Origin of the sequence: Cellulomonas sp. IC4_254, assembly GCF_011603975.1 — a bacterium.
GTDB lineage: Bacteria > Actinomycetota > Actinomycetes > Actinomycetales > Cellulomonadaceae > Cellulomonas.
The window spans coordinates 1-11,780 of the sequence record NZ_JAANNB010000124.1; the positions used below are offsets into that span (position 1 = coordinate 1).

Consider the following 11,780-nt stretch of genomic DNA (forward strand, 5'->3'; position numbering starts at 1 on the left):
GGGCGAGCAGACCCTCGCCGACCGCGGGTCGAACCGCAGCCAGCGCCCCCAGTCCGCCGCGTTCCTGGACTGGGTCACCTCCGGCTGGGCCGAGCGCCCGGCGAGCACGGCGGTCGCCGGCGACGCCGCCCCGTTCACGGCCGCCCGCCGCGCGCGCCTGGCCGCCGCGTTCCCGGGCGAGCGCCTGGTGGTCCCGGCCGGCGCGTACAAGGTGCGGTCGAACGACACCGACTACCGGTTCCGCCCGCACTCGGCGTTCGCGCACCTGACCGGCCTGGGGGCCGAGCAGGAGCCGGACGCCGTCCTGGTGCTGCACCCGGCCGCGGACGGCGAGGGCGACGAGCTGCCCGGCGGCGGCCGCTCGACGCACCGCGCGGTGCTGTACCTGCGCCCGCTCGCGGGCCGGGACACCGAGGAGTTCTTCTCCGACGCCCGGTACGGCGAGTTCTGGGTCGGCCCGCGCCCGACGCTCGAGGACATGGCGACGGTCACCGGCATCACCACCGCGCACAGCGACGACCTGCGCGACGCGATCGCCAAGGACGCCGGCCCGGACGGCGTCCGGGTGCTGCTGGTGCCCGGCGTGGACGAGGCCGTCGAGGCCGTCGTCGAGGAGATCCGCGCGGCCGAGGACGCCGGTGAGCGGGACGCCGCGCTGGTCGAGGCGCTGTCGGAGCTGCGGCTGATCAAGGACGAGCACGAGGTCGCCGAGCTGCGCAGCGCCGTGGCCGCGACCGTCGAGGGCTTCGCGGAGGTCGTCCGCCGGCTGCCCGAGGCCGTCGCGCACCGCCGCGGCGAGCGGGTCATCGAGGGCACGTTCCTGTCGCAGGCGCGGGTCGAGGGCAACTACGTCGGCTACGAGACGATCGCCGCCGCCGGGCCGCACGCCACCACGCTGCACTGGACCGACAACGACGGGCAGGTCCGCGAGGGCGAGCTCGTGCTGATCGACGCCGGCGTGGAGGTCGACTCGCTCTACACCGCCGACGTGACCCGCACGCTCCCGGTCACCGGCACGTTCACGGCCGACCAGCGTCGGGTCTACCAGGCGGTGCTCGACGCCGCGGACGCCGCGTTCGCGGTGGCCGTCCCGGGCAACCGGTTCCGCGACGTGCACGCCGCCGCCATGGAGGTCATCGCGGCGCGGCTCGGCGAGTGGGGCATGCTGCCGGTGCCGGTCGAGGAGTCGCTGTCCCCGGAGGGCCAGCAGCACCGGCGCTGGATGGTGCACGGCACCAGCCACCACCTCGGCCTCGACGTGCACGACTGCGCGCAGGCCCGCCGCGAGATGTACCTGGACGCGGTCATCGAGCCGGGCATGGTGTTCACGATCGAGCCCGGCCTGTACTTCCAGGTCGACGACCTGCGGGTCCCCGAGGAGCTGCGCGGCATCGGCGTGCGGATCGAGGACGACGTGCTGGTGACGGCGGACGGCAACGAGAACCTGTCGGCCGCGCTCCCCCGCACGCCCGACGACGTCGAGGCGTGGATGGCCGGGCTGCTCGCCCGCTGACGCCGGCCCCCGCACGACGACGGCCCGGTCCCCCTCCGCGCGAGGGGGACCGGGCCGTCGGTCGTCAGTCCTGCTTCTCGGCGCCCGGGGTCTCCGGGCCCGCCGGCGGGGCGGCCGGCGGCTGCGGCGCGAGCTGGCCGTAGCGCGGCTCGGCGGGCGGCTGCGGCGCCAGCTGGCCGTACCGCGGCTGCGCCGGGGGCTGGCCGGGGCCGGCCGGCGGCTGCCCGGGCCGGCCGGGGGCCGCGGGCTGCCCGTAGGCGCCCGTCGGGTCGGACGGGCGGGCGCCCATCGGCGCGGCCGGCGGCACCGGCGTGGCCGCGCCCACCCGCACGCCGCCGACCTCGCGGAGCATCTGCCGGGCCTCGTGCGCGCGCTCGGCCCGGCACAGCACCGCGTACTGCGCGGCGACGATCTGGCTCTGCGACGTGAAGTCGCGCCTCCCGCGGCTGGTGGCGTACACGAGCACCGCGAGCAGCAGGCCCGCCGCGCCGCCGAACAGCACCGCCGCGAACAGGATGCCGGACGACCCGCCGGACAGCAGGAACAGCAGGCCGATGAACACGCCGAACCAGGCGCCGGACCCGAAGCCGCCCATCGCCACGCGGGCGTAGGTCAGCCGGCCGGTCACGCGCTCGACCATCCGCAGGTCGGTGCCGACGATCGTCACCATCTGGACCGGGAACTGGTGGTCCGAGAGGTGGTCGACGGCCTTCTGCGCCTCGAGGTACGTGCCGTAGGACGCGACCGTCTCGCCCTGCGGCAGGGTGGGCGTCTGGGGGATGCGGGCACCGCCGGTGAACGACATGCGTCCATCCTCGCCCCGCGGGGGTGCGCGGCGCCAGGCGGCACGGCCGATACGCAGGGGTTTCATGGTCGGCGTCCAGGTCCCGGCCAGGGTCGCGCCCGCCCGCGGACCACCCGCGTCGCGGCGCGCCCCCGGTCCGGGCGGCGTCTACGCTGACCACCGTGAGCGGCACCGGGACCCGAGTCTTCGTCGCGCGCCTCGCCGGCACCAACGTCTTCGACCCCATCGGCGACCAGGTGGGGCGGGTCCGCGACGTCGTCGTGCTGCTGCGCCCCAAGGGCGCCCCGCGCGCGGTCGGCCTGGTGGTCGAGGTGCCCGGCAAGCGCCGCGTGTTCGTCCCCCTGACCCGCGTCACCGCGATCGACGCCGGCCAGGTCATCTCGACCGGCCTGGTGAACATGCGCCGGTTCGAGCAGCGCCCGTTCGAGACCCTCGTGGTCGGCGAGCTGTTCGACCGCACCGTGCAGCTGGCCGACGGCTCGGGGTCGGCGACGGTCGAGGACGTCGCGATCGAGCGGCAGCGCAACGGCGACTGGCTGGTCGCGAAGGTGTTCGTCCGCAAGGACACCGGCCGGGGCGGGCTGCTGCGCCGCCGCGGCGTGCCCGAGCTGCTCGACATCGACGAGATCGCCGGGCTGGCCCGCACCGCCGCGGACGCGCAGGGCGCCGCGCTGCTGCTCGCGCAGTACGACGAGCTCAAGCCGGCCGACCTCGCCGACGTGCTGCACGACATGGGGTCGACCCGGCGGATGGAGGTCGCGGCCGCGCTGGACGACGAGCGTCTGGCCGACGTGCTGGAGGAGCTGCCCGAGGACGACCAGGTCGCGATCCTGTCCCACCTGGAGCGCACCCGCGCCGCCGACGTCCTGGAGGCGATGCAGCCCGACGACGCCGCCGACCTGCTGGGCGAGCTCCCGGACGAGCAGCAGGCCGAGCTGCTGGCGCTCATGGAGCCGGAGGAGGCGCGCGACGTCCGCCGGCTGCTGGCGTACGAGGACAACACCGCGGGCGGCCTGATGACGACCGAGCCGGTGATCCTCGGCCCGGAGACGCCGATCGCCGCCGCGCTGGCCCACGTGCGCCGCAAGGACCTCACCCCGGCCCTGGCGTCGATGGTGTTCGTCGTCCGGCCGCCGCTGGAGACGCCCACCGGCCGGTTCATCGGCGTCGTCCACCTGCAGCGCCTGCTCCGCGAGCCCCCGCACGAGGCGATCGGCGCCCTGGTCGACACCGACATCGACCCCGTGCCCGCCGACGCGCCGCTGCTCGCCGTGACCCGCCGGCTGGCGACCTACGACCTGCTCGCCATCCCCGTCGTCGACGACGACCGCCGGCTGCTCGGCGCCGTGAGCGTCGACGACGTGCTCGACCACCTGCTGCCCGAGGACTGGCGCGAGACCGACGAGGAGGTGCAGCCCGTCCCGACGGGCGAGGTGCCCGCCGTCGGCGCCCGCGGCGGCCGCCCCGCGGCACGCCCGACCCCGAGGGGAGGCCGCCGTGGCTGACCGTCTCGACACCCCGAAGACCGCGCGCCGCAGCCTGCTGCCCAAGCTCGAGGACGACGCGTTCGGCAAGGTCTCCGAGGGCATCGCCCGGTTCATGGGCACGCCCAAGTTCCTGCTCTGGCTGAGCCTGTTCTGCGCCGCGTGGCTGGTGTGGAACTCGTGGGGCCCGGAGCAGCTGCGGTTCGACAAGGCCGCGAACGGGTTCACCGCCCTCACGCTCATGCTGTCGCTGCAGGCGTCCTACTCCGCGCCGTTGATCCTGCTCGCGCAGAACCGGCAGACCGACCGCGACCGGGTGCAGGCCGAGCAGGACCGGCAGCGCGCCGAGCGGAACCTGGCGGACACCGAGTTCCTCGCCCGGGAGATGGCGGCGCTGCGCATCGCGCTGTCCGAGGTCGCCACCCGCGACTTCGTCCGGTCCGAGCTGCGCAACCTGCTGGAGGAGCTGGTCGAGGAGCGCGAGGCGGCCGACGACGACGCCGCGGACGGGTCCCGCGACGCCGGCGCGCGGGACCGGGTGGACCGCGGGCGCGCGGACCGCGCCCGCGAGCGCGACCGCCGGGCCGCAGCCGAGGACCGCGGGCGGGCCCCCGCCTCCTGACCCGGGGACCCGGTCCCGGTGGGCCGGCCCGCGGCGCACCTACGATGGACGGCATGTCGCCCGCGCTGGACACCCGTGACCCCGAGGCCGTCGCCGCCGCCGTGCGGGAGGCCCTCACCCGGGTGGTCGACCCGGAGATCCGGCGCCCGATCACGGACCTCGGCATGGTCCGGTCGGTCGACGTCGACACCACCCCGGCCGCGGGCGCGCTCGTCACCGTCGGCATCGACCTGACGACGGCGGGCTGCCCGCTGCGGGACACCATCACGAAGGACGTCACCGCGGCCGTGCGGTCCGTCGAGGGCGTCGCGGACGTGCGGATGGCGCTCGGCGTGATGAGCCCCGAGCAGCGCGCGGCGCTGACGGAGCGGCTGCGCGGCGGCGCCGAGCCGGTGATCCCGTTCAGCAAGCCGTCCTCGCTGACCAAGGTGTTCGCGATCGCGTCCGGCAAGGGCGGCGTCGGCAAGTCGTCGGTCACCGCGAACCTCGCGGTGGCGATGGCCGAGCAGGGCCTGCGGGTCGGCGTGGTGGACGCCGACATCTACGGCTTCTCGATCCCCCGGATGCTCGGCGTGACCCAGCCGCCGACGCGGGTCGACGAGATGCTGCTCCCGCCGATCGCGCACGAGGTCAAGGTCATCTCGATCGGCATGTTCGTCCCGCCGGGCCAGCCGGTCGTGTGGCGCGGGCCGATGCTGCACCGCGCGCTGCAGCAGTTCCTCGCGGACGTGTTCTGGGGCGACCTCGACGTGCTGCTCCTCGACCTGCCGCCCGGGACCGGGGACATCGCGATCTCGGTCGCGCAGCTGCTGCCCGGCTCCGAGCTGGTCGTGGTGACGACCCCGCAGCTCGCCGCGGCCGAGGTCGCCGAGCGGGCCGGGTCGATCGCGACCCAGACCCGGCAGGGCGTCGTGGGCGTGGTCGAGAACATGGCCTGGCTGGAGCAGCCCGACGGCTCCCGGCTGGAGCTGTTCGGCTCCGGCGGCGGCGCCCGGGTGGCCGAGGGGCTGTCCCGGTCGACCGGCACCACCGTGCCCGTGCTCGGCCAGGTGCCGCTCGACATCCGGCTGCGCGAGGCCGGCGACGGCGGCACGCCGGTGGTGCTCACCGACCCGGACTCCCCCGCGGCGGTCGCGCTGCGCGGGGTGGCGGCGGCGCTGACGTCGCGGTCGCGGGGCCTGGCCGGGAAGTCGCTGGGCCTGACGCCGGTCGGCCGCTGAGGCGCGGGCGGCCGGCGCGCGCGGCCCCGATGTTGGTTCCTGTCCGATCGTGGTGGATACTGTCGCGGTGCTCGCGAGCCAGCGTCAGGACCGCATCCTCGCGGAGGTGCGCGCCCACGGAGCCGTCCGCGTCGCCGACCTGGTGGACCAGCTCGATGTCTCCGAGATGACCGTCCGCCGCGACATCACCGAGCTCGACCGCGCCGGCCTGGTGCGGCGGGTGCACGGCGGCGCGGTGGCGGCCGACGGCGGCCCCGGCCGCCCCACGGACGAGCCCGCGTTCGCGGAGAAGAGCACCTGGGCCACCGCCGAGAAGCGCGACATCGCGGCGCTCGCCGCCCGGACGATCGAGCCCGGCCAGGCGGTCGCCCTGTCCGCCGGGTCCACGGTGCACCTGCTCGCGCAGCGGATCGCGGCCGACCCGGGGCTGCGGCCGCTGACCGTCGTGACGAACTCGCTGCCGGTGGCGCGGACGCTGCACGAGGCGGCCGCCGCGCCCGGCACCGGTGCGCTCGACGTCATCCTCACCGGCGGCAGCCGCACGCCCTCCGACGCGCTCGTCGGCCCCGTCGCGGACACCGCGCTCGCGACGCTGCGGGTCGACCGGCTGTTCCTCGGCGTGCACGGGCTCGACGAGTCGGGCCTGATGACGCCGAACCTCGCCGAGGCCGCCACCGACCGCGCGCTGCTGCGGTGCGCCGCCGCCGTGACCGTGCTCGCCGACCACACGAAGTGGGGCGTGGTGGGGCTCGCCCGGATCGCGTCCCTGGAGGAGGTGGACGTCGTCGTCACCGACGCCGGCCTCCCCGACCCCGCCCGGGCGGTGCTGGCCGACGCCGGCTGCGCGCTGCTCACCCCGACCGACCACCAGCCCGAGGAGCGATGACGCGCATGGAGCAGCAGCACGAGGACACCCCGGTGTGGGTCGAGGCCTGGGAGCCCGCCGCCGGGGCCGAGCGCGTGCGCGCGCTGTTCGCCGACCGGTTCGGCGCCGAGCCGGACGGCACCTGGTCCGCGCCGGGCCGGGTCAACCTCATCGGCGAGCACACCGACTACAACGGCGGCCTGTGCCTGCCGTTCGCGCTCCCGCACCGGACGTACGTCGCCGTGCGCCGGACCGACGGCGACACCGTCCGGCTCGTCTCCGCGCAGGAGAGCACGGGCGTCCGCGAGGTCGCGCTGTCCGAGGTCGCCCCCGGCACCGTCAGCGGGTGGCCGGCGTACGTCGTCGGCGTCGCGTGGGCCCTGCGCGAGGCCGGCCACGAGGTCGGCGGCTTCGACGTCGCCGTCGACTCCTGCGTGCCGTACGGCGCGGGCCTGTCCTCGTCCGCGGCGCTCGAGTGCGCCGCGGCCGTCGCCCTGGACGCGCTGTACGGGCTCGGGCTCGCGGGCACCGCGGCGGAGCCGGACGACGCCGGGCGCGCCGTGCTGGCGGACGCCTGCATCCGCGCGGAGAACGAGATCGCCGGCGCCAGCACGGGCGGCATGGACCAGGCCGTCTCGCTGCGCGCCCGGGAGGGCCACGCGCTGCTGCTCGACTGCCGCGACGGGTCGACCCGGCACGTGCCGTTCGACCTGTCCGCGCACGACCTCGCGCTGCTCGTCATCGACACCAAGGCCGAGCACGCGCTCGTCGACGGGCAGTACGCCGCCCGCCGCGCCGCCTGCGAGGAGGCCGCCTCCCGCCTGGGCATCGCCACGCTGCGCGAGATCGACCTGCCCGGGCTCGGCGACGCGCTCGCCGCGCTCGCGCACGGCACCGGCCCGGTCGGCGAGGGTCGCGACGAGGTCGAGGTCCTGGTCCGCCGGGTCCGGCACGTCGTCACCGAGATCGCGCGGGTGGAGGAGTTCGTCGGGCTGCTCGACGACGACCGGGTCGAGGAGGTCGGCGCCGCGATGGACGCCTCGCACGCCTCGCTCCGCGACGACTACGAGGTGTCCTGCCGCGAGCTCGACGTGGCCGTCGAGGCGGCCCGGCAGGCCGGCGCCCTCGGCGCCCGGATGACCGGCGGCGGCTTCGGCGGCTCGGCGATCGCGCTGGTGCGGGCGGACGCGGTGGACGCGGTCGCGACCGCCGTCGCGACGGCCTTCGCCGCCGAGGCCCTGCACGCCCCGGCGTTCCTGGTCGCGACCGCGAACGCCCCGGCGGCCTGACCCGGGCTGCGCCACACCGCCGAGAGGGCAGAAGATGCGGGGTCCCCGGGCGGGGACCCCGCATCTTCTGCCCTCTCGGCGTGATCGCCCGGCGTGCAGAAGTCGGTCGCCGAATCGGGCCCGGTAGTACGGTTCGCGCGGTAGCGTTCGTCGCGACATAGCGCGCGGCACCCCGGCCCGCGCGCGTGGACCCGAGGAGGCGCCGTGGGCGTCACGCGCCGGATCGTGTTCCCCGCGATCCGCATCGTCCTGTGGGCGGTCATCGCCGTCGCGCTCGCGAAGATCGCGTTCGCCGGCGCCGACCGCGTAGCCGCGGCGGAGGACCCGCTGCAGCCGTCCGCCCAGGTCACCGAGCCGCAGGTGCAGGTCGCCACCGGCACGATCACCAACGCCGTCACGGTGTCCGCGTCCGTCGTGGCGGACCCGCCGAAGCCCGTCCGGGCGACCCTCGCCGGCACGGTGCACCGGCTGCTGGCCGAGGACGGCCAGGTGGTCGCCGCCGACACCCCGGTGCTCGAGCTCCGCGCCGAGACTCCGGTGGACCCCACGGTCACCACCGACCCGGAGACCGGCATGCAGACGGTCACCGAGAACAAGCCGAAGGTCACGCGGCAGACCGTGCTCGCCGGCACGGCCGGCACACTGCGCCTGTCGGTGCTGAAGGACCAGGTCGTGGCCGTCGGCGACTCCGTCGGCACCGTCACCCCGGGCTCGCTGTCGGTGCAGGGCACGCTCACGCCCGACCAGCAGTACCGGCTGATCGACGCCCCGGGCGAGGCGACCGTCACGCTCAAGGGCGGGCCGGCGCCGTTCACCTGCACCGGGCTGCGGATCGGCGCCGCGGCGCAGGACGACGCCGCGGCCGACCCGCAGGCCGAGGCCACCACGGCGTCGACCTCCGGCACGGTCACCTGCGCCGTCCCGGGCGACGTCACCGCGTTCCCCGGCCTCGGCGCGGACGTCGAGATCGTGAACGGCACCGCCGAGGGCGCGCTCGTCGTGCCGGTGACGGCCGTGCAGGGCTCGGTGCAGAACGGCAACGTGTGGGTGGTCGGCGCGGACGGCGCGAGCGAGCAGCGCGCCGTGGTCCTCGGGCTCACGGACGGCAAGCAGGTGCAGATCGCCGAGGGGCTGGCCGAGGGCGACACCGTCCTCGAGTACGCCCCGGTGTCCAGCCTGACCGACGTCGACTGCACCGACCCCGCGACCGCCGACCCGGCTGTGTGCGGCGGATGAGCCTCCTCGAGCTGACCGACGTCACCCGCTCCGTGCGCCTGGCGGACGACAGGGTGCTGCACATCCTGCGCGGCGTCACGCTGAGCGTGGACGCGGGCGAGCACGTCGCCGTCGTCGGGCGGTCCGGCACGGGCAAGTCGACGCTGCTCAACCTGCTCGGGCTGCTCGACTCCCCCACCGAGGGCGAGTACCTGCTGGACGGCACCTCCACCCGGCGGCTGTCCGGGCGTCGGCGCGCGCGGCTGCGCGGGGCCTCGTTCGGCTTCGTGTTCCAGCAGTTCAACCTGCTGACCGGGCGCACGGTGCTGGAGAACGTCGCAGCCCCGCTGCTGTACGCGCGGGGCCGGCAGTTCTGGTCCCGGAACCGGCTCGCGGCCGAGATGCTGGAGCGCGTCGGCCTGGGCGACCGGCTCGACGACCTGCCCGACCGGCTCTCCGGCGGCGAGCAGCAGCGCGTCGCGATCGCCCGGGCCCTGGTCCGGCGGCCGCGGGTGATCCTCGCCGACGAGCCCACCGGCGCGCTCGACGTCGACACCGGCGGCGCGGTGATGACCCTGCTCGACGACATCGCGCGGGAGTCCGGCGCGGCGCTCGTCACGATCACGCACGACCTCGCCGTCGCCGCGCGGTCGAGCCGGCACTACCGGCTGGCCGACGGCGTGCTCGTCCCGGTGACCCTCGTGGCGCCGGACCGGCCCGGGTCGCTCGCCGAGTGGGTGGGCGACGTCCCGACGCTCGGCGCGACCGCGGACGGGACGCCCGCGGACGGGGCGCCCGCCGGCGTGGGCGCCGCGCCCGCCCGCCCCGCGCTCCCCGGTGGTGCCGCGTGACCGGGCTCGCCGGCGCGCTCGTCGAGGCGTGGGACGAGCTGCGGGTGCACAAGCTGCGCGTCCTGCTGTCCCTGATCGGCGTCGCGGCCGCGGTCATGGCGATCACCGGCGTCACCGCCGCGGTCGACATGCTCGGCCAGGCGATGCGGGAGCAGACCGAGCGGTGGAGCGGCCGGGACACCACGCTCAGCGTGTCCGCGTGGTCGGCCACCGGCACCGGCGACGGGTCCGCAGCCTCCGCCGCCATGCTCGACGTCGTGGACCGGTACGCGGTCACCTACGCGTCCCGCACCACCTGGGGCCAGGTCGCGGCCGAGCTGCCCGGCGGGGCGCAGGTGCTCAGCGGGCAGATGGTCGACCCCGCGTACGGGATCATCCACCGGATCGTGCCCGCGCAGGGCCGGTACTTCGTCCCCGGCGACGCGGAGCGGCTCGCGCCGACCCTGGTCGTCAACGCGGCGTTCCTCTCCGCCCTCGGCGCGGACGACCTGTCCGGGCACCCGACCGTCGTGCTGCAGGGGCAGCAGCCGGTGACCGCAGAGGTGATCGGGGTGGTCCCGGACCAGTACCCCGGGGAGCCGCCGACGTACACGGTGCTGCTCGACCAGGCCGACCGGTGGGGGCTGGCGGTCGACCCGTGGGGTCAGGGGACGCAGCCGCCGACGCTGGAGCTGTGGGTGCCGCCCGCCCACGTCGACGCCCTGCGGGAACGGGTGACGGCCGACCTGACCGCGGCGCTGCCCGGGTTCCAGGTCGACGCGACCACCCCCGAGGGCAGCCCGGCGGTGCTCGACACCGCCTCGCGCTGGGTGGTGATCGCCGTGAGCGGGTTCGCCCTGCTGCTGGGCGGGCTCGGTCTGCTCAACATCGCGCTGGTCACGGTGCGGCAGCGGATCCGGGAGATCGGCATCCGCCGGTCCTTCGGGGCGACGTCGGGCCGGGTGTTCTTCGGCGTGCTGCTCGAGTCCGTCGTGGCGACCCTGGTCGCGGGGGCCGTCGGCGTCGCCCTGGCCGTCGTCGCGCTCGACGTGCTGCCGGTCGACCGGCTGCTCGGGACGGTGCTGCAGGACCGGCCGCCGTTCCCGCTGTCCGCCGCGCTCACCGGGCTGGCCTGCGCGGCGGGCGTCGGGGCGCTCGCCGGGCTGCTGCCGGCCGTCTGGGCGGTGCGGGTCAAGGTGATCGACGCGATCCGGTACTGACCGGCCGCCGGCTACCGGCGCGGCAGCCGGCCGGCGTCCTCGTGCAGGGCGAACAGGATCGAGTACGGGCGGCCCCCCGGGGTGGGGGGCCGCCCGGCGAGCTCCGCGAAGAACGCGTCCACCCGGTCCATGAGCTCGTCGTGCTCGCCGGGGCTCAGGCGCACGCCGAGCCGGGTCATCCGGACCGACTCCGGGTCGGCCTCGCCGATCTCCTCGAGGAACGTCGACAACATCAGCTGCGACTTGCCCGGGAAGTCGGGCATCCGCCAGGACTTGCCGGTCGCCCGGTACGGCACCTCGCGGGAGCCGCGCGCGCCCCGGCGGACCGGGTCGGCGGCGAGGAAGCCGCGGTCGGCCAGCGTGCGGACGTGGTGCAGGACGGTCGCGGGGTTCCGGCCCAGCCGGTCGGCGATCTCCCGGTTCGTCAGCGGCTCGTCGAGGCACATCCGCAGGATGCGCAGCCGCACGGTGGAGGCCAGCGCGCGGGCGTCGGCGTCGAGATCGGCCGCCGCGGGCTCGGTCGCGTCGGGCGCTGCCGCGTCGGGGGCGACGGGCTCCGGGTCGCGGTGCGGGATCGCTGCCATGCCCCGATCCTAACCACTGATTGACTTCTCCCAATCAGTGGCGCCACCCTGGTGCCATGTCGACCCCCACGCCCGCCGGCCCCCCGCTCGGCACCGCCGCGCCCGCCGAGCGGGGGGCCGGCGGGCGCGGGGG

General features: G+C 76.2%; 11 protein-coding genes. 9 read left to right on the forward strand and 2 right to left on the reverse strand.

Translation table 11 applies throughout. The annotated features are described in order from the left end of the window. A partial coding sequence (locus G6556_RS12580) for an aminopeptidase P family protein (RefSeq protein ID WP_166941832.1) occupies positions 1–1,513 on the forward strand: 1,513 nt, incomplete at its 5' end. A gap of 64 nt (positions 1,514–1,577) precedes the next feature. Here the strand turns inward: G6556_RS12580 and G6556_RS12585 are convergent. Then, positions 1,578–2,318 (reverse strand): iron ABC transporter permease, encoded by a 741-nt coding sequence (locus G6556_RS12585; RefSeq protein WP_166941834.1) that lies wholly within the window; start codon positions 2,316–2,318, stop codon positions 1,578–1,580. Between the two features lie 161 nt (positions 2,319–2,479). Here G6556_RS12585 and G6556_RS12590 point away from each other — a divergent pair, with 161 nt between their 5' ends. The 8 genes from G6556_RS12590 to G6556_RS12625 all read left to right on the forward strand — a co-directional run bounded on the left by G6556_RS12590 (position 2,480) and on the right by G6556_RS12625 (position 11,063). Continuing rightward, positions 2,480–3,823 (forward strand): CBS domain-containing protein, encoded by a 1,344-nt coding sequence (locus G6556_RS12590; protein WP_166941836.1) that lies wholly within the window; start codon positions 2,480–2,482, stop codon positions 3,821–3,823. Further along, entirely contained in the window at positions 3,816–4,424 is a 609-nt protein-coding gene (locus G6556_RS12595) for a DUF1003 domain-containing protein (protein ID WP_166941838.1), read from the forward strand. The genes G6556_RS12590 and G6556_RS12595 overlap by 8 nt, the downstream gene beginning before the upstream one ends. A gap of 53 nt (positions 4,425–4,477) precedes the next feature. Beyond that, entirely contained in the window at positions 4,478–5,644 is a 1,167-nt protein-coding gene (locus G6556_RS12600) for a P-loop NTPase (RefSeq protein ID WP_166941840.1), read from the forward strand. A 67-nt stretch (positions 5,645–5,711) separates the two neighbouring features. Further along, complete coding sequence (locus G6556_RS12605) at positions 5,712–6,530, forward strand: DeoR/GlpR family DNA-binding transcription regulator (RefSeq protein WP_166941842.1); 819 nt, start codon at positions 5,712–5,714, stop codon at positions 6,528–6,530. A 5-nt stretch (positions 6,531–6,535) separates the two neighbouring features. Then, positions 6,536–7,798 (forward strand): galactokinase, encoded by a 1,263-nt coding sequence (gene galK / locus G6556_RS12610; protein ID WP_166941844.1) that lies wholly within the window; start codon positions 6,536–6,538, stop codon positions 7,796–7,798. A 204-nt stretch (positions 7,799–8,002) separates the two neighbouring features. Then, a complete protein-coding gene (locus G6556_RS12615; RefSeq protein WP_166941846.1) occupies positions 8,003–9,034 on the forward strand; it encodes a secretion protein HlyD in 1,032 nt (343 codons plus the stop codon). Next, positions 9,031–9,864, forward strand: coding sequence for an ABC transporter ATP-binding protein (locus G6556_RS12620; protein ID WP_166941848.1), 834 nt, complete (start codon positions 9,031–9,033; stop codon positions 9,862–9,864). Before G6556_RS12615 ends, G6556_RS12620 begins: the two co-directional genes overlap by 4 nt. Further along, positions 9,861–11,063 (forward strand): ABC transporter permease, encoded by a 1,203-nt coding sequence (locus tag G6556_RS12625; protein WP_166941850.1) that lies wholly within the window; start codon positions 9,861–9,863, stop codon positions 11,061–11,063. The genes G6556_RS12620 and G6556_RS12625 overlap by 4 nt, the downstream gene beginning before the upstream one ends. 11 nt (positions 11,064–11,074) lie before the next feature. Here the strand turns inward: G6556_RS12625 and G6556_RS12630 are convergent, their stop codons facing one another. Continuing rightward, complete coding sequence (locus G6556_RS12630) at positions 11,075–11,647, reverse strand: winged helix-turn-helix domain-containing protein (RefSeq protein ID WP_166941852.1); 573 nt, start codon at positions 11,645–11,647, stop codon at positions 11,075–11,077. Between the last annotated feature and the right edge of the window lie 133 nt (positions 11,648–11,780).